Source organism: Streptomyces sp. NPDC056224, assembly GCF_042267665.1.
In the GTDB taxonomy this organism is placed as follows: Bacteria; Actinomycetota; Actinomycetes; order Streptomycetales; family Streptomycetaceae; genus Streptomyces.
In genome coordinates, this window is sequence record NZ_JBHJTK010000005.1 from 157,376 (window position 1) to 173,518 (window position 16,143).

Below are 16,143 nucleotides of genomic sequence, written 5' to 3' on the forward strand. Positions count from 1 at the left end.
GAAACAAGCCGATGTTTCACGTGAAACATCGGCTTGTGTCGCCCGTGGTGTGCGGGGGGAGGGCTAGCCTCGACGGCTATGACCACCCTGCACCTCTTCGACCTCGACGGGACGCTGATGTTCGGCTCCGCGGCGCCGGTCGAGATTTCCCGACAGCTCGGGCTGAGTGCCGAGATCGCAGAGCTGGAGCGGTCGTTCGGCGCACGGAAGATCGGGCCGCATGAGTTCTCCGTGGCAGTCCACGCGCTGTGGGCCGGGTTGACGCCCGCGCATGTCCGTGCGGCCTTCGACGGTTCCCCGTGGCTGGCGGGCATCAAGGACGTGTGGCGGGAGATCCGTGAGCGCGGGGACTACTGCGCGGTGATTTCCCTGTCGCCGTCCTTCTTCGTGGAACTGCTGATGGAGTGGGGCGCGCACGCCGCACACGGGTCGGTCTTCCCGGCGGTGCCGTTCACCGGTCCCATGGAGGTGTCCGGAATCCTGACGCCCGAGGGCAAGGTCACGGTTGCGGACCGGCTGTGCGAGCGGTTCGGGGTGAGCCGGGGCGACTGCGTCGCGTACGGGGATTCGATGACCGACGCGGTGCTCTTCGAGGCGGTGCCGGTCTCGGTGGCGGTCAACGCGCGGCCGTATCTGGCGGAGCGCGCGACGCACGTCTACGAGGGGCGCGACCTTCGGGAGGCATACCAGCTTGCAGGGGTGCCACGCCCGGGAGTTGAGGCATCTTAGGAGGAAAGTGGGTGGGGAGCGCAGATTTTCCGTGTTTCCCCGCAGGCCTCCGGGTCGGCTGGCACGCTGTGGAGCCCGGAACCACGGATTCACAGGCCGTGGCGTGTGCAGACCGACCGAGATGCTCGAAGCGAGGCACCGCATGGACGCTCCGCCCAACAGATCGGCCAGCCGGGGGACATCCCGGATACCCGTCGAGGGCGGTGCGATCGAGCCCTCGCCGGATGCCGTGCTCATCCGCCGGACCCTCGCCGAGATCGCACCCGTCGCCGACAGGGTGACCTCGTACTTCTATGCTCTGGTGTTCACCGGACACCCCGAAGTGCGCGGCATGTTCCCCGCCGCCATGGACGCCCAGCGCGACCGGCTGCTGAAGGCGTTGCTGACTGCCGCCGAACACATCGACAATCCCGCGGTACTGACCCCTTATCTGCGCCGGCTGGGGACGGGGCACCGAAAGTACGGCACGATGGCGGGCCACTATCCGGCGGTGGGCGAGGCCCTCGTCGGCGCGCTGGCCCGCTACGCGGTGGGCACCTGGGGGCCGGAGACGGAAGCCGCGTGGGTGCGGGCCTACACCGCGATGTCCCAGATCATGATCGACGCGGCAGCGGAGGACGAGGTCAGGGCCCCGGCGTGGTGGCACGCGGAGGTCGTCTCGCACGATCTGCGGACCTCGGACATCGCCGTGCTGACCGTTCGCCCCGATCAGCCGTACGCCTTCGTCGCCGGCCAGTACGCCAGCCTGGAGACCCCGTGGTGGCCCCGGGTGTGGCGGCACTACTCCTTCGCCTCGGCGCCGCGCGCCGACGGACTGCTCTCCTTCCACATCAAGGCCGTGCCCGCGGGGTGGGTCTCCAACGCGCTCGTACGCCACGCCCGGCCGGGGGACGTGCTGCGTCTCGGCCCGCCCGCCGGTTCGATGGTGGTGGACCACACGACGGACAACGGGATGCTGTGCCTGGGCGGGGGTACCGGAATCGCCCCGATCAAGGCACTGATCGAAGATGTGGCCGAGCACGGTGAGCGGCGGCCGGTGGAGGTGTTCTTCGGGGCACGCAGTGACCACGACCTGTACGACAAGGACACGCTGCTGGGGCTGCAGCGCTCGCACCCCTGGCTGTCGGTGCGCCCGGTGATCGGCGACTGGCTCTCCGGGCAGCTGCCTCAGGCGGTCGGCCGGCACGGACCGTGGAGTTCGTACGACGCGTTCATCTCCGGGCCGCCCGCGATGATCCGCAGCGGGGTGGACGAGCTCATGCGGATCGGGATACCGGGTGAGCGGATCCGGCACGACGCGGTGGAAGAGCTGGCAGGCGTGGCCGGCTGAGACCGGCGGGCGTCCCGCCGGTCTCGGTCGGGCAGGGTCCTCAGCCCAGGTCGGGTGCGTGCATGGCGCGGACGCCCTCGATGTTCCCGTCGAGGTAGTGCCGCAAGGACAGCGGGACGAGGTGGACGGCGGCGATGCCGACCCGGCTGAAGGGCACGCGGACGATCTCGTACTCGCCCTCGGGGTGGTCGATCTCCGGACCGTGCCGTTGGCTGGGGTCCATCGATTCGAGGTGGCAGACGAAGAAGTGCTGCACTTTGACGCCGGTCACTCCCCCGTCGGCGATGTGCTCGACGGTGTCGACGAAGCAGGGCACCACATCGGTGATCTTCGCGCCGAGTTCTTCGTGGACCTCCCGGTGGAGGGCGTCGACGACGGTGGCGTCCGTGGACTCCACCCCGCCGCCGGGGGTGACCCAGTACGGATCGACGCCGGGCTTGGTGCGTTTGATGAGGATCAGGTCGTCACCGTCGAGCAGGATCGCGCGGGCGGTGCGTTTGACCACGGGACGTTCGGTCATGGGAGAAGAGTGGCCCACCGCTCCGCTTCTGAAACGCGTCACGGGCCGGAAACGGAGCCTTACGCAGGCTCACCAGTGCGCGGCGGCACGCAGCAGCCGGTCATGGGCCCGGGCGAGGTGGGCGAGGGCGAGGCTGCCGGTCCGCACGACCAGGAACCAGGTGCGCAGCGGGGGAACCGGGGGATCGGCCAGGGCCACGATCCGGCCGCTGTCGAGCGCGTCCTGGCAGAGGTAGCGGGGAAGGACGGCGAGCCCCGCGCCGGCTTGGACGCATTCCAGTACGGCCCTCAGGTCGGGGGCGACCACGGTGGCGGCTAGGGCACCGGCATCGGGCCGGGTGTCGAAGACGGCGGCCCAGTAGCGGGTGACGAGCGGCAGGGTCTCGTGGACCTCGACGAGCGGGACGCCGGCGAGAGCGGCGGGCCCCTCGTCGCGCACCCGGTCCTGGCCGACGAGGGCGGCCCAGTAGGGCGCGGCGACCAGGACGTGCTCCTCGTCGCACAGCGCGGTGACGGTGAACAGCCCGCCCCGGGGGTGGGCGGTCGTGACGACGAGGTCGTGGTGGCCGGCGGCGAGCCCGTCGAGGGTCTCCTCGGCGCCGGACTGGAGAGCGGCGCGCAGGGTGTGGCCCTGGCCGACGAGGGGTGCGAGGGCAGGGAGTACCCGCACGCACAGGAACTCAGGGGGCCCGGCGACGTGCAGGGAGCGCATGGCGCCGGCGGCCTCCCGCCCGGCCTCGGTGATCCGCAGCAGGGCGTCGAGGTGCGGGGCGGCCTTGTGGGCGAGTTCGTCGCCCACGGCGGTGGGGGTGACACCGCGGGCGCGACGGTGGAACAGGGGGCGGCCCAGCTGGCGTTCGAGGGTGCGGATCTGCGAGGTGACGGCCGGCTGGGACAGGCCCAGGAGCGCGGCGGCGCGGGTGAAGGAGCCCGCCCGGTGCACGGCGATGAAGGTGCGCAGCAGGGCCAGGTCCATCGCGGCACCTCTCGGTGGGGGCCTTCAACTATAAATATGCCGATAGCCCCCTGTCTTTACCGTGATTGGACTCTGACACAGAGTCAACTAGCCTTGTCGCGTGGTTCTTCGCGGGCGGAACCCGAGGCGGTCCGAGCCACGAGGGGGGAGGCTCGGACCGCCGTTCCACAGCCTGTTCAGCCGCCGTCCGCCGCGCGGCCGAGGGCGTGCAGGACGTCCGCGACGAGGTCGTCGGTGTCCTCGGCTCCGGCGGAGAAGCGGATGAAGCCCTCCGGCACGGCGTCGCCGCCCCACCGTCCGCGCCGCTCGGCGGTGGACCGTACGCCCCCGAAGCTCGTCGCGTCCTCGACGAGGTGCAGGGCCGCCATGAAGCGTTCGGCGTGCGCGCGGTCGGGCAGGGTGAAGGAGACCACCGACCCGAAGCCCCGCATCTGCCGGGCCGCCGTTTCGTGGGACGGGTCCGAGGCCAGCCCCGGGTAGCGCAGCCCGGTCACGTCGGTGCGGTCGGCCAGTGCCTCGGCGACGGCCAGCGCGTTGGCCCACTGGCGCTGTGCGCGCAACTGGATGGTGGCCAGGGAGCGGTGGGCGAGCCACGCCTCCATGGGGCCCGGGATCGCTCCGACGATCTTGCGCCACTTGCGGACGCGGGCGGCGAGCTCGGCGTCGCGGCAGACGACGTACCCGAGCAGCACGTCGCCGTGGCCGGTGAGGCCCTTGGTGCCGCTGGCGACGGAGAAGTCCGCGCCGAGTTCGAGGGGCCGCTGGCCCAGTGGGGTGGCGAGGGTGTTGTCGACGGCGACCAGGGTTCCGCCTGCGTGCGCCGCGTCCACGAGGCGGCGTACGTCGCACACGTCGAGCCCGGGGTTCGAGGGTGTCTCGATCCACAGCAGCCGGGCGCCGTCGACCACCGCGAGCTGGGCGTCGTCGGCGGTCGGGGCGGTGCGCACCCGGATCCCGTACGCCTCCAGCTGCTCCCGCAGCAGGGGCAGGGCCTGGTAGCCGTCGTCGGGGAGGACCACGGTGTCGCCGGTGTGCGCCTGGGAGAGGAGGACGGCGGAGACGGCGGCCATGCCGGAGGCGAAGACGATCGTGTGCACGTCCTGGCCGGGGGCTTCCAGCTCTCCGACGGCCCGTTCCAGCAAGGTCCAGGTGGGGTTGGTGTCGCGGCCGTAGGTGTACGGGCCCTCGACGTCGCCGGGGAGGTGGAAGTGGGCGGCGAAGACCGGTCCGGGCAAGGGCGGCTCGTTCTTCACGGGCTCGGGCAACCCGGCGCGGACGGCCAGGGTGCCGTCGCCGCGCCGGGCCGCCCCGGGGCCGTGCCCGTGGTCGTGGTGGGGGGAGTTCACGCGGTGTGCTCCTTCATGGCCTCGCGTACGGCGTCCAGCAGTCCCGGGATCGATGCCTCGATCAGCTCCAGGCACTCCTCGAACCCGTCGAACGAACCGTAGTAGGGATCCGGCACGTCGGTCTCGGCGACCTTGGCCGCCGGATCGTAGGACCTCAGCAGCCGGACCTTGGCGGCGTCCCGAGGGGTGGGCGCGAGCGCCCGCAGGTCCCGCAGGTGCCCGGCGTCGAGCGCGATGACCAGGTGGAGGCGGTCGAACCAGGAGGTCCGGAACTGGCGGGCCCGATGGTCCTGCTCGTATCCGGCGGCCTGCAGGACGGAGACGGTGCGCGGGTCGGCGCCGTCGCCCTCGTGCCAGCCACCGGTCCCGGCGCTGTCGACCTCGACCAGGGCGTCGAGCCCGGCTTCGGCGATGCGGGCCCGGAAGACGGACTCGGCCATGGGCGAGCGGCATATGTTGCCCGTGCAGACGAAGCACACGCGGTACATGGCAGTCCGGTCAGTTCTTGTCGGGCAGGACCATGTTCACGGCCCACGAGACGATGGAGATGATCAGGCCGCCGATGACCGCCGTCCAGAAGCCGTCGACGTGGAAGCTGAGGTCGAGCAGGTCGGCCAGCCAGGAGGTGAGCAGCAGCATCAGGGCGTTCACGACCAGGGTGAACAGCCCGAGGGTGAGGATGAACAGCGGCAGCGAGAGCAACTTCACCACGGGCTTGACGATGACGTTGACCAGGCCGAACACGAGCGCGACCAGGAACAGGGTGAGCGTCCTGCGGCCCAGGCTGCTGCCGTCGTCGAGGGTGATGCCGGCGAGCAACCAGATGGCGACGGCCAGGGCCGCTGCGTTGGCGAGCGTCTTGACTACGAAATTGGTCATGTGTCTGATCGTGGCAGAGAAGATCCCGGTGGAACATGCGCAGATCAGCGGATGTGCGGGAACGATCGAGTACAAGGGGCGCAACGACGATGAAAGCCTTCCGTCTTGACGAGCTCGAAGCGGAGCGGGTCGCCAACGACGGCGCCTACCTGCAGTTCGTGCGCGAGCGGAACATGTCGGTCGGGCTGTACGCGCTCGACGCCGGACAGAGCGATCCGCAGCAGCCGCACCGGCAGGACGAGGTGTACTTCGTCGTGAGCGGCCGGGCCTCGATCACGGTCGGGGAGGAGACGACGACGGTGGCGCGCGGCAGCGTCGTCTACGTCCCGGCGGGAGTCCCGCACAAGTTTCACCACATCAGCGAGGACCTGCGCGTGATGGTCGTCTTCTCCCCGCCGGAGGGCTGAACGGTCCGGCCGCATGAGGGTCGCGCCCCTGGCCCCCCTAGGGGGCGGATCAGGGGACCGCGGGGGCTCGCGGGCCCCCGCGGCGGTCCGCGGACTCCTAGCATCGACAGCAGGAAGTCACGGACGAGGAAGAGGACGAGGCCATGAACGGCATCCGAGAGATTTTCGCAGGCATGCCCTGGTGGGTTAAGTGGGTCGCCGTTCCGCTGCTGGCCCTGTTCGTCTTCGGCGGTGCGATCACGAGCATCCTGGGAGCCCTGATCGGGTTCGTCTTCAAGCTGCTCCTCTTCGTCGCCCTCGTCGGCGGCCTGATCTTCGTGGTGAAGAAGGTCAGCGGCGGTACGAAGTCCTCCTCCGGGGATTGGTAGGGGGACTCGGCCCGGGCGCTCCCGGGATTGGGCCAGGCGGGGGAACATGGCGCGCGAAACCACTCACACTCCGGGATTCGGTGGATACAGTGGCAATCTGTGCCGTCCCCTGGGCACGAAAGCCGGTACCACCGCTCTGACCCGCGGGCGCGTTGAGCAGCCGCCGAGCACGACCCCCAGGAGCCACGGCATACGCGGGGGCGGCCCCCGCGGGGCGGGCCCCCCAAGCCCGCCGCCATGCCTGGGGGTGAGCTTTGTCTTCGGTTCCCAACGCCGGTGTGCCGACTCTGATCGGTTCGGTGCAGCGGGCGCTGAGGCTGCTCGAAGCGGCGGGCTCGCACAGCGGGGGAGCGCCGGCGAAACAACTGGCCCGCGAGGCCGGGCTCCAGCTGCCCACCGCGTACCACCTGCTGCGCACCCTCACGCACGAGGGCTATCTGCGCCGGGAGGGCGGGGTCTTCGTCCTCGGCGACGCGGCTGGGCGGCTGGTCGGCGGGGGGCTCCAGCAGAAACGTCGCAGCATGATCCTCGACTCACTCGCGCACTTCCGCGACGCGGTCGGGGCCCCCGTCTACTTCGCGGTCTTCCGCGAGGGTGAGATCGAGGTCGTGGGCGTCTCGGACACCCCGGCCAGCCCCGCCTGCGAGGAGTGGGCGGATTTCCGTGAGACCGGCCATGCGCACGCCATCGGGCAGTGCCTGCTCGGCCAGCTCGACGAGAAGACGCGCAAGGACTACTACGACCGGCATCCGGTCGAGGCGATCACCGCTTACACCGTGCCGGATCAGCGTTCCCTGGAACACCGGATCGGATCCCTGGGGCGAATGCAGCCTGTGATCGAGCGTCAGGAATATGCCTTGGGCACGGTATGTGCGGCCATCCCCCTCACTGCGGGTGACACCGTCGCCACGATGGCCATTTCTCTACCCCTCCACCAGGAAAACCGGTTGCTGTATGTGGTCGATCGACTACGGAGTGAAGTAGGCGCGCTGTTGAGCACCCTCTCGTTCTCTATCAGTATCTGAAAACTCACTCCTTGTGATCTGCTAGCGCTTCCACCACCCTTGTCAAGAGGGCCCTGGGGGACATTCCTGGCCACTTCCACTACAGCGGGGTAGGCAATGCGCGAGTCGGTACAGGCAGAGGTCATGATGAGCTTCCTCGTTTCCGAGGAACTCTCGTTCCGGATTCCGGTGGAGCTCCGGTACGACGCTCGGGACCCCTACGCAGTCCGCCTGACCTTCCACCTTCCCGGAGACGCGCCCGTGACCTGGGCGTTCGGCCGGGAACTCCTCCTCGACGGCATCAACAAGCCGTGCGGCGACGGCGATGTCCACATCGCCCCGACCGAGCCCGAGGACCTGTCCGATGTCCACATCCGCCTCCAGGTCGGCGGCGACCGGGCGTTGTTCCGCGCGAGCGCGGCGCCGCTCGTCGCGTTCCTCGACCGCACCGACCGGCTCGTACCGCTCGGCCAGGAGCGCAACCTGGGCGACTTCGAGGAGAACCTTGACGAGGCGCTCGGCAAGATCCTGGCCGAATCCCGGCAGAACGAGCAGAACGCGGGCTGACCCGCCGCCGGGCGCGCACTGACTCGACCCTCCGCGCCGACCGCTCCGTTCCTCCGGCGAACACCTTTCAGCGCTTGCGACGGCGGCCCCGGCCGGTGCGGGCCGGCCCCGGGGCCGGCCCGGAGACCGTGGCCGCCGGACGGTCGGCGGACACGACCAGGGATGCCAGTGCCGTCGTCACGGGAACCGAGGCCACGAGGCCGATCGAGCCCACGAGGGTCCGCACGATCTCCACCGCGACCAGCTCGCTGTTGGCCACCGACCCCATGCTGCTGTTCGCGATCGAGAACAGCAGCAGTAGGGGGAGTGCAGCGCCCGCGTAGGCCAGTACGAGCGTGTTGACCACCGACGCGATGTGGTCGCGACCGATCCGGATGGCCGCCCGGTAGAGGGCGCGCGACCCCATCGAGGGATCGGCCTGGTGGAGTTCCCAGACCGCGGAGGTCTGGGTGACCGTCACATCGTCGAGGACGCCCAGCGATCCGATGATGATGCCCGCGAGCAGCAGACCACTCATGTCGATGTCCGGGTAGAGCCCGTGGATGAGGCCCGTGTTGTCGTCGGTGTTGCCGCTGAGGAACGCCCAGTCGATGAACACCGAGCCCAGGAGCCCGATCAGCAGCAGTGAGACGAGCGTGCCGAGAACGGCGACCGAGGTGCGCGCGGTCAGCCCGTGGCAGATGTACAGGGCGATGAGCATGATGGCGCTGGCCCCGATGACGGCGACGACCAGCGGGTTCGACCCCTGCAGGATGGCCGGCAGGATGAAGAGGGTCAGCACGCCGAAGCTGATGACCAGCGCGATCAGTGCGAACACCCCGCGCATGCGGCCGACCAGGACGACGGCGACCGCGAAGATCCCGGCCAGCAGCGCCAGGGGGAACTTCCGGTTCACGTCGATCACCGAGTACTGGAGGTCCCGGGGGGCGTCCGGCGCGTACGCGACCACCACCTCCTGCCCCTTCGCCAACTGCCGCGGCGCGCCAGGCTGGACGATCTCCACGAAGGTGCGGCCCTTGTCCGGTCCGGTGCCGACCTCGACGGTGGCCTTCTTGCAGTCGCCGGTCTGCGCCGCCTGGGCCTCGCGGCCCTCGGGGGTGGACGTGTCCCCGGTGGGCGGCACCTGCGAGGCGTTCACCGATTTGCAGTCCACCTGTTCGAGCGAGACGACCGCGCCCTGCTGCGTCTGCCGGTCGAAACCGACCCCCGTGCGCTCGTGGGCGGGGGCGCCGCCCGGCCAGAGCACCGCCATGCCGACGAAGACGGCGACGGCGAAGGGGATCAGCACGGCCGCGATGACCTTGCGCAGGTGCTGCGAGACGGGGGCCGCCGGACCGTGCCCGTGGCCGTGCCCATGGCCGTGCCCGTGGCTCTGCCCGTGGGAGTGCTCGTGGTCCGAGTGGCTGGTGGGCTCGTTGGGCTCGTTGGGGGGCTGCGGCGAGATCGTCACCAGCAGATCATCGCAAGAGATGAGGGGGCCTACTGTTCAGCACGCCATGGGTGGCGCTAGCGTGGGGGCACCTTTGCACAACGCGGGAGCTCGGAGCACCGGGCTGAGAGGACGCTGATCACCGTACGCGCATCACGGATGCGTACGGGAGGAGGCTGCGTCGACCGCCGAACCTGTTACCGGGTAATGCCGGCGTAGGGAGATAGGTCTCATGACCATTCAGGACGCACGCACGCCTGCCGTCAGCCAGGACGCCGACGGCCGGACCGAGCGCCAGCCGGGCTGGCACAAGGGGTACGTGGCGGGCTCCCGCCCCGACATCCGGGTGCCGGTCCGTCAGGTCCACCTCACCAACGGCAAGGACGTGACGCTCTACGACACGTCCGGTCCGTACACCGACCCCCAGATCGAGACGGACGTGCGCCGGGGTCTCGCGCCGCTGCGCGAGAACTGGATCATCGGCCGCGGGGACACCGAGGAGTACGCGGGACGTCCCGTGCGTCCCGAGGACGACGGCGTCAAGCACACTTCGCCGCGGGGCGGGCTCAAGAACCTCGACGCCGTCTTCCCGGGCCGCCCCCGCCAGCCCCGCCGGGGCCGTGGCGGCGCCGCCGTCACACAGCTCGCGTACGCCCGCCGGGGCGAGGTCACCCCGGAGATGGAGTACGTCGCGATCCGCGAGAACGTCTCCCCCGAGGTCGTCCGCGAGGAGATCGCCGCAGGTCGCGCGGTGCTCCCGGCGAACGTGAACCACCCGGAGATCGAGCCGATGATCATCGGCAAGCGGTTCCTGGTGAAGGTCAACGCCAACATCGGCAACTCCGCGGTCACCTCCTCCATCGAGGAGGAGGTCGACAAGATGACCTGGGCGACCAAGTGGGGCGCCGACACCGTCATGGACCTCTCGACGGGCCGCAACATCCACACCACGCGCGAGTGGGTTCTGCGCAACTCCCCCGTCCCGATCGGCACCGTCCCGCTCTACCAGGCGCTGGAGAAGGTCGATGGCCGCGCCGAGGACCTGACCTGGGAGATCTACAAGGACACGGTCATCGAGCAGGCCGAGCAGGGCGTCGACTACATGACGGTCCACGCCGGCGTGCTGCTGCCGTACGTGCCGCTGACCGCCCGCCGCAAGACCGGCATCGTCTCGCGCGGCGGGTCGATCATGGCCGCTTGGTGCCTGGCTCACCACAAGGAGAACTTCCTCTACACGAACTTCGAGGAGCTGTGCGACATCCTCGCGACGTACGACGTCACGTACTCGCTGGGTGACGGCCTGCGCCCCGGTTCCATCGCGGACGCCAACGACGCGGCGCAGTTCGCGGAGCTGAAGACGCTGGGCGAGCTGAACACGATCGCCAAGCGCCACAACGTGCAGACCATGATCGAGGGCCCGGGCCACGTCCCGATGCACAAGATCAAGGAGAACATCGACCTCCAGCAGGAGATCTGCGAGGAGGCGCCGTTCTACACGCTCGGCCCGCTGACCACGGACGTCGCGCCCGCGTACGACCACATCACCTCGGGCATCGGCGCCGCGATGATCGCCTGGTGGGGCACCGCGATGCTCTGCTACGTCACGCCCAAGGAGCACCTGGGCCTGCCCAACCGTGACGACGTCAAGACCGGCGTCATCACGTACAAGATCGCGGCGCACGCCGCGGACCTGGCCAAGGGGCACCCCGGTGCCCAGGAGTGGGACGACGCGCTGTCGGACGCGCGGTTCGAGTTCCGCTGGGAGGACCAGTTCAACCTGGCCCTCGACCCGGACACGGCCCGTGAGTTCCACGACGAGACGCTTCCCGCCGAGCCGGCCAAGACCGCGCACTTCTGCTCCATGTGCGGTCCGAAGTTCTGTTCGATGAAGATCTCGCAGGACATCCGCCGTGAGCACGGCGGCGACCTGAAGGCCGAGGAGATCCAGGCCGGCATGGCGGAGAAGTCCGCCGAGTTCGCGGCCTCGGGCAACCGCGTCTACCTGCCGCTGGCCGACTGAGCCGTTCGACAGGAGCTACGGAGCGGACCCGCGACCCAAGGGGGGAGTCGCGGGTCCGCCCGTTTTTTGGCGCCGGAGTGCTCCCACTCGCCATGGCCGGCCGGTCGTCGCCCGCCGCGTTCTGACGGCTCGCGCTCGTCGTGTCCGTCAGAGCGGCCGTTGGTGTCGCATCGCTCATCCGATAAGTGGACTTATCTGCGAGTTGTCCCGCCACTCGCGGCAGTGCTTTCCACGCTGACCGAGTGTGTGGCCAGAGACGCCCGACCACACATCGTTCGATCGGTTTCGAGTAGGAGTGGTATGAGCCCCGAAAACAGGACCAGGTCAACGACGCTTGGACCGCTGCCGAGGGGGAGCAGATGGCTGACGGGCGGCACCCTCGCATCGCTTGCCCTGGTCATGATGGGAGTCGCCAGCCCCGCCTTCGCCGTTGCTCAGAGCATTCGGGCGGCCGAGCGGGTGAACGCGGCGAGCCCCACGGGTGGGGATCACTGCAAGACGAATGGGCATCACCACCGCCCGGACCACGGACCGGACCAGGACCCGGACGACGACCCGAAGGCCGCGGGCATCGAGGCCGGGCCCGACGGTGACGACAGGTGCGAACAGGGCAGGCCGGGCCCGACAGGGCCGACGGGTGCGACGGGTGCCACGGGCGCGGACGGCGTGGACGGCGCGACGGGCGCGACTGGGGCGACTGGCGCGACGGGTGGTACGGGTGCCCTGGGTGGTACGGGTGCTCCGGGCACGGACGGTGCGACGGGCGCGACGGGCGCAACGGGCGCAACGGGTGCGACGGGCGGTACGGGTGCTCCGGGCTCGGACGGCGTGGACGGCGTGGACGGCGCCACGGGTGCCACGGGTGCCACGGGTGCCACGGGCGGTACGGGCGGTACGGGCGCTACGGGTACCGGGCCCTGCGACGACATGGACAGCTACGCGCCTTCGAACACCGTGTCGTTCAGTGCCGCTCTCACGAACGGCATCGCCTATGCCGGACGCGCGACCACGGCCGGAGGTGTGCCTGTCTGGCAGGACCTCACGAACGCGGACAACCCGGGATTCCCCTTCGGCAAGGCCTGTGGCATCTCGATCATCGAGCAGGGCAGCAACTCGTACATCAAGGTCGTGACGACGGACGGCAAGGTCTACCAGACACACGGCGACACCAACGGCGCCAACTTCACCTGGGACGAGGGGTGGATCGAACTGACCCCCTCCCCGACTCCCGGATCCCTCCGCGGCAAGGAATTCAAGGGAGACCTGATGCGCGGAGCCTCCAAGAACCGCCTCCCCTAGGGAAGCCCGCTCCGGCCCGCGTGGGCACGCCGAAGTCCGGGATCGTGAAGTCGGGCCGGGCGGATCCCGGGTTGGGGATCCGCCCGGCCCCGGCCGGCCGACGTGACGGCCCAGCGCGACGACTGGAGGGCGCCGCTCCACGGCCTGCCGGCCGGGGCGACGCCCTCCGGTCCCGTGCGCGGGAGCGGCGGTCAGGCGACCACCTGATACTGCGGGTCGAGCTTGCGCCGTGCGAATTCGAGGTTCTCGGTGACCCGGTCACGCTGCGAGTCGGGCAGCCTGCCGTCCTGGAGGAGGCGTTCGCAGCAGTCCAGCGACTCCTGGTATTCGCCGACCCAGTAGGCGGCCACGGCGAGTTCGTCGAGCGCGCGCCAGTCGTGCCAGTCGAACTCGACGAACAGGATGTCGTCCGGGCGCGGGATCCGCACCGCCTCCCGGGCGAACATGTACGCCAGGGGCCAGCGGCCTTCGAGGCGGCAGACGCGGGCGAGGCTGCCCATCGCCTCGGCGCGTGTGGGACGGCTCTCGTACGCGCGGAGGAAACGGTCCATCACCTCGGCGGCCGGCTTCTTGAGGTTCGCCGCGAGCCGTGCCGCGTACAGCTGGGCGCAGAAGGCTTCCTCGGCGAAACCGCCCATCGCCGCCCGGCGGTCGTAGGCGGCGAGGGATTTCTCCGGTTCTCCCGCGTCACGCCAGCTCTGGGCCAGATAGAACGCGTACCGGGCATTTCCGGGTTCCTTGATCAGCCCTTCTTCGAGCACCGCCGCGTCCCGCAGGTACTTCTCGCGTTCGCCCGATTCCCTGAGCCGTGCCCCGCCTCCGACGATGAGGATATTGGCGCCTTCGAGCACACCGCTGCTGTGCCGGACTTCGCAATCGATGTACTCGTGGAGTACGCCGACGTATTTCCACGGCAGGCGGGTGGATACCAGAGCGGGCCTCCAGTGGATGACGGGCTCGTGGTGCACCGCGATGCGGTACGCGTCGAGAGTGAGGTCGGGCATGCGAAAGCCGGGCTGTACCTGCATCACGTCGTCGGCGTCGATGAACAGCAGGTAGTCCGCGCTGGAGCGTGCGAGGTCGATCGCCTCGCTGCGGCTTTCGCCGAACCCCTTCCACGGCCGTTCGTGCAGGGCGCCGGGCAGATCGCTGAGGAATTCCCGGATGATGTCCTGGGTACCGTCCGTCGAGCCCGTGTCCACGATCACCCATGTATCGATCAAAGGGCGCACGGATTCGAGACAGCGCCGGATCACCGGTGCCTCATTCTTGACGATCATGTTCAGGCAGACTGTTGCTCTCAAGGATTCCATCCCCTGTGGTGATGAGAACGAATGTGAGCCGACGGTAGGCCACGGTTTCTCCGTGCCTGGGCGCGTCGCGTCCGCCGCCGCGTAAAAGCCTCCATTGGGCTCGTACTGCTGGTCCGATAAGTTGACTTATCAGCGCGGCGTTCCCTCGCCCGCGACCGCGATCCCCACGATGACCGAGGTGGCCCGAGAGGCCCATCGCACATCGTTCGATCCGGTTTCGAGAAGGAGCGGCGTATATGAGCCCCGAGAAAAGGACCAGGTCACACCTTGGTCCGCTGCCCAGGCGGAGCGGTTGGCTGACTGGCGGCACCCTCGCATCACTCGCCCTTGTGATGACGGGGATCTCCAGCCCCGCGTTCGCCACGGGGCAGGCCATCCAGGCGGCCGCGACGGTTCGCGCGGCGACCCCGGCAGGCGACCACTGCGAGTCGAAGAAGCACGACTACGATCCGCGAGCGGCGACCCCTGTCGGCCCGCGCGGTGGTGGCGGCGACGACGAGTGCAAGCAGGGCCCGACGGGTCCGACGGGTCCCCGCGGTCCGCAGGGCGCGACCGGTGCGACCGGTGCGACCGGTGCGACGGGTGCCACCGGAGCCACCGGTGTGTCCCAGTGCGTGGACATCGACTCCGTCAGGGACAGCAACGCACGGGAGTTCAAGGCGGTGCTCCCCGGTGACGGCCGTGCGTACGCGGGCATCCGCGGGCTCCAGCCGACCCCGGGTCTTTGGGCCTGGTACGACCTCACCCTCAACGCGGAGGGCGACTACCCGGACGACGCCTGTGCGATTTCCGTCAGCCACCAGGCCAACCAGCTGCTGGTCGAGGTGGTGACGACGGAAGGCGTGGTCTCGGAGACCACCTGCGCCGTCACCCCGGCCACCAACACCCTCGTATGCAACGGGGTGTGGGAAGAGGCAGAACCCCAGCCCGACCCGGGTGACCCGGACCGCCGGGCGGCCAACGCACCGCCGATCCGGCCGATGAACCCCAACTACCTGCCGAAGGCACTGAAGTAGCGGCAGCAGAGCAAGGGAAGCGGAGCGCGAGGCGGGGACCGGGAGGTCTACTCCCGCTCGTGCCCCGGGCCGCCGAAGTCCGGGCCCGTGAAGTCCGGAGGCGTGTAGCCCGGCCGGGGACCCTGTGACGGGGATCCCGGACTGGTGAAGTCGGGCCGGGTGTATCCCAGGTTGGGGATGCGCCCGGCCCCTGGCGTGCGGGGCGCCGGATAGTGCGGCCCCGCACCTGGATCGGCCAGGGCGTCCCGCAGGAACGGCATGATCCCGCGCTCCAGCAGCGCGTTCCGCCAGGCCTCCCGGGCCCGCACGACCTCGTCGGGTATCGCCTCCGGTCCGTTCGCGACCACCTCGGTCGCGCGGTTGCGCACCGCGGTCATCAGCAGACCGATCACGGCGAAGATCAGGGAGGCGGCGGTGAGCAGTCCGAAGAACGAACCCGCCGTCAGCATGGTCTCGGCGAAGGCGGGTTCGGGCTCGATCATCTTCAGGATGTAGCCCACGAGCAGGAAGATCAGCGTGGCGGTGCCCGCCAGGACGGGTGCGAGGACCGCGATCACGGCGCCGAGGCCCGCGCCGTCCTGGCCGACGTCCTCCTCGCCCGGGGCCCCGGTCGAGGAGAGGGCCTCGTCGCGTCGTTCCTCGCGGAGCTTCACGTAGTGGTCGTACTCGGCGGCGGCCGCAGCCGTCAGCAGAGCGCTGGCCCCCAGAGCCATGGTGCGCAGTTGTTCGGCGTTCAGGCGTTCGCCGAGGGTGGCGAGCTCGGGCCGTTCGTGTGCGGTGCGCAGCGCCTCGTCGAGGAGCCGATCGAACTCGGGCCGGTCTTCGGTCAGCAGGTGCGGAGCGCTGGTCATGTGCATCCCCCGATGCTCCGTGGAGGCCGGTTTGCCCGCGTAGACCCGGGCGCCGGCACAAACGGAGGAGAGCCTGCTACGGATAGAGCG

General features: G+C 69.8%; 17 protein-coding genes and 1 riboswitch. Of the genes, 9 read left to right on the plus strand and 8 right to left on the minus strand.

Annotated features, from left to right (window positions below; all coding sequences use genetic code 11):
• Nucleotides 1-78: 78 nt before the first annotated feature.
• Both ACFCZ1_RS09655 and ACFCZ1_RS09660 read left to right on the plus strand, forming a co-directional pair.
• Nucleotides 79-729 (plus strand): HAD family hydrolase, encoded by a 651-nt coding sequence (locus tag ACFCZ1_RS09655; protein ID WP_376677834.1) that lies wholly within the window; start codon nt 79-81, stop codon nt 727-729.
• A 121-nt stretch (nt 730-850) separates the two neighbouring features.
• Complete coding sequence (locus ACFCZ1_RS09660) at nt 851-2,059, plus strand: globin domain-containing protein (protein ID WP_376677835.1); 1,209 nt, start codon at nt 851-853, stop codon at nt 2,057-2,059.
• Between the two features lie 40 nt (nt 2,060-2,099).
• Here ACFCZ1_RS09660 and ACFCZ1_RS09665 read toward each other — a convergent pair whose 3' ends face one another.
• The 5 genes from ACFCZ1_RS09665 to ACFCZ1_RS09685 form a co-directional block, all read right to left on the minus strand.
• Nucleotides 2,100-2,579 (minus strand): NUDIX domain-containing protein, encoded by a 480-nt coding sequence (locus ACFCZ1_RS09665; RefSeq protein WP_376677836.1) that lies wholly within the window; start codon nt 2,577-2,579, stop codon nt 2,100-2,102.
• A gap of 69 nt (nt 2,580-2,648) precedes the next feature.
• On the minus strand, nt 2,649-3,554 hold the full coding sequence (locus tag ACFCZ1_RS09670; protein ID WP_376677837.1) for a LysR family transcriptional regulator: 906 nt from the start codon (nt 3,552-3,554) through the stop codon (nt 2,649-2,651).
• Between the two features lie 176 nt (nt 3,555-3,730).
• Nucleotides 3,731-4,900, minus strand: a complete 1,170-nt coding sequence (locus ACFCZ1_RS09675; protein WP_376677838.1) for a cystathionine gamma-lyase — start codon at nt 4,898-4,900, stop codon at nt 3,731-3,733.
• Nucleotides 4,897-5,388: a low molecular weight protein-tyrosine-phosphatase gene (locus tag ACFCZ1_RS09680; protein WP_376677839.1), complete on the minus strand. Its 492-nt coding sequence runs from the start codon at nt 5,386-5,388 to the stop codon at nt 4,897-4,899. The genes ACFCZ1_RS09675 and ACFCZ1_RS09680 overlap by 4 nt, the downstream gene beginning before the upstream one ends.
• A gap of 10 nt (nt 5,389-5,398) precedes the next feature.
• Nucleotides 5,399-5,779 (minus strand): phage holin family protein, encoded by a 381-nt coding sequence (locus ACFCZ1_RS09685; RefSeq protein WP_376677840.1) that lies wholly within the window; start codon nt 5,777-5,779, stop codon nt 5,399-5,401.
• A gap of 89 nt (nt 5,780-5,868) precedes the next feature.
• Between ACFCZ1_RS09685 and ACFCZ1_RS09690 the strand changes: the two genes are divergently transcribed.
• From ACFCZ1_RS09690 to ACFCZ1_RS09705, 4 genes are all read left to right on the plus strand, one after another.
• Nucleotides 5,869-6,186: a cupin domain-containing protein gene (locus tag ACFCZ1_RS09690; RefSeq protein ID WP_362389503.1), complete on the plus strand. Its 318-nt coding sequence runs from the start codon at nt 5,869-5,871 to the stop codon at nt 6,184-6,186.
• A gap of 143 nt (nt 6,187-6,329) precedes the next feature.
• Nucleotides 6,330-6,554 (plus strand): DUF5326 family protein, encoded by a 225-nt coding sequence (locus ACFCZ1_RS09695; RefSeq protein ID WP_376677841.1) that lies wholly within the window; start codon nt 6,330-6,332, stop codon nt 6,552-6,554.
• 254 nt (nt 6,555-6,808) lie between these two features.
• Nucleotides 6,809-7,579, plus strand: coding sequence for an IclR family transcriptional regulator (locus ACFCZ1_RS09700; protein WP_376677842.1), 771 nt, complete (start codon nt 6,809-6,811; stop codon nt 7,577-7,579).
• Nucleotides 7,580-7,675: 96 nt separating this feature from the next.
• On the plus strand, nt 7,676-8,125 hold the full coding sequence (locus ACFCZ1_RS09705) for an SsgA family sporulation/cell division regulator (RefSeq protein ID WP_376677843.1): 450 nt from the start codon (nt 7,676-7,678) through the stop codon (nt 8,123-8,125).
• Nucleotides 8,126-8,192: 67 nt separating this feature from the next.
• Here ACFCZ1_RS09705 and ACFCZ1_RS09710 read toward each other — a convergent pair whose 3' ends face one another.
• A complete protein-coding gene (locus ACFCZ1_RS09710) occupies nt 8,193-9,575 on the minus strand; it encodes a YibE/F family protein (RefSeq protein WP_376677844.1) in 1,383 nt (460 codons plus the stop codon).
• A gap of 72 nt (nt 9,576-9,647) precedes the next feature.
• Nucleotides 9,648-9,793, plus strand: a riboswitch (TPP riboswitch).
• Here ACFCZ1_RS09710 and thiC point away from each other — a divergent pair.
• Both thiC and ACFCZ1_RS09720 read left to right on the plus strand, forming a co-directional pair.
• Complete coding sequence (thiC, locus tag ACFCZ1_RS09715) at nt 9,787-11,574, plus strand: phosphomethylpyrimidine synthase ThiC (RefSeq protein ID WP_376677845.1); 1,788 nt, start codon at nt 9,787-9,789, stop codon at nt 11,572-11,574. It overlaps the preceding riboswitch by 7 nt.
• An 837-nt stretch (nt 11,575-12,411) precedes the next feature.
• Nucleotides 12,412-12,873 (plus strand): hypothetical protein, encoded by a 462-nt coding sequence (locus ACFCZ1_RS09720; RefSeq protein WP_376677846.1) that lies wholly within the window; start codon nt 12,412-12,414, stop codon nt 12,871-12,873.
• 191 nt (nt 12,874-13,064) lie between these two features.
• Here the strand turns inward: ACFCZ1_RS09720 and ACFCZ1_RS09725 are convergent, their stop codons facing one another.
• Nucleotides 13,065-14,153, minus strand: coding sequence for a glycosyltransferase (locus ACFCZ1_RS09725; RefSeq protein WP_376677847.1), 1,089 nt, complete (start codon nt 14,151-14,153; stop codon nt 13,065-13,067).
• A gap of 365 nt (nt 14,154-14,518) precedes the next feature.
• Here ACFCZ1_RS09725 and ACFCZ1_RS09730 point away from each other — a divergent pair, with 365 nt between their 5' ends.
• Nucleotides 14,519-15,202, plus strand: coding sequence for a hypothetical protein (locus tag ACFCZ1_RS09730; protein WP_376677848.1), 684 nt, complete (start codon nt 14,519-14,521; stop codon nt 15,200-15,202).
• A 47-nt stretch (nt 15,203-15,249) separates the two neighbouring features.
• Here ACFCZ1_RS09730 and ACFCZ1_RS09735 read toward each other — a convergent pair whose 3' ends face one another.
• On the minus strand, nt 15,250-16,059 hold the full coding sequence (locus ACFCZ1_RS09735) for a hypothetical protein (RefSeq protein ID WP_376677849.1): 810 nt from the start codon (nt 16,057-16,059) through the stop codon (nt 15,250-15,252).
• Nucleotides 16,060-16,143: the final 84 nt, after the last annotated feature.

Excerpts from the sequence above, each read along its gene's own strand:
- ACFCZ1_RS09695 (WP_376677841.1), top strand. The coding sequence starts at position 6,330 with ATGAACGGCATCCGAGAGATTTTCGCAGGCATGCCCTGGTGGGTTAAG.
- ACFCZ1_RS09735 (WP_376677849.1), bottom strand. The coding sequence starts at position 16,059 with ATGCACATGACCAGCGCTCCGCACCTGCTGACCGAAGACCGGCCCGAG.
- ACFCZ1_RS09670 (WP_376677837.1), bottom strand. The coding sequence starts at position 3,554 with ATGGACCTGGCCCTGCTGCGCACCTTCATCGCCGTGCACCGGGCGGGC.
- ACFCZ1_RS09660 (WP_376677835.1), top strand. The coding sequence starts at position 851 with ATGCTCGAAGCGAGGCACCGCATGGACGCTCCGCCCAACAGATCGGCC.
- ACFCZ1_RS09685 (WP_376677840.1), bottom strand. The coding sequence starts at position 5,779 with ATGACCAATTTCGTAGTCAAGACGCTCGCCAACGCAGCGGCCCTGGCC.
- ACFCZ1_RS09690 (WP_362389503.1), top strand. The coding sequence starts at position 5,869 with ATGAAAGCCTTCCGTCTTGACGAGCTCGAAGCGGAGCGGGTCGCCAAC.
- ACFCZ1_RS09730 (WP_376677848.1), top strand. The coding sequence starts at position 14,519 with ATGACGGGGATCTCCAGCCCCGCGTTCGCCACGGGGCAGGCCATCCAG.
- ACFCZ1_RS09665 (WP_376677836.1), bottom strand. The coding sequence starts at position 2,579 with ATGACCGAACGTCCCGTGGTCAAACGCACCGCCCGCGCGATCCTGCTC.
- ACFCZ1_RS09655 (WP_376677834.1), top strand. The coding sequence starts at position 79 with ATGACCACCCTGCACCTCTTCGACCTCGACGGGACGCTGATGTTCGGC.
- thiC (WP_376677845.1), top strand. The coding sequence starts at position 9,787 with ATGACCATTCAGGACGCACGCACGCCTGCCGTCAGCCAGGACGCCGAC.
- ACFCZ1_RS09725 (WP_376677847.1), bottom strand. The coding sequence starts at position 14,153 with ATGATCGTCAAGAATGAGGCACCGGTGATCCGGCGCTGTCTCGAATCC.
- ACFCZ1_RS09680 (WP_376677839.1), bottom strand. The coding sequence starts at position 5,388 with ATGTACCGCGTGTGCTTCGTCTGCACGGGCAACATATGCCGCTCGCCC.
- ACFCZ1_RS09705 (WP_376677843.1), top strand. The coding sequence starts at position 7,676 with ATGCGCGAGTCGGTACAGGCAGAGGTCATGATGAGCTTCCTCGTTTCC.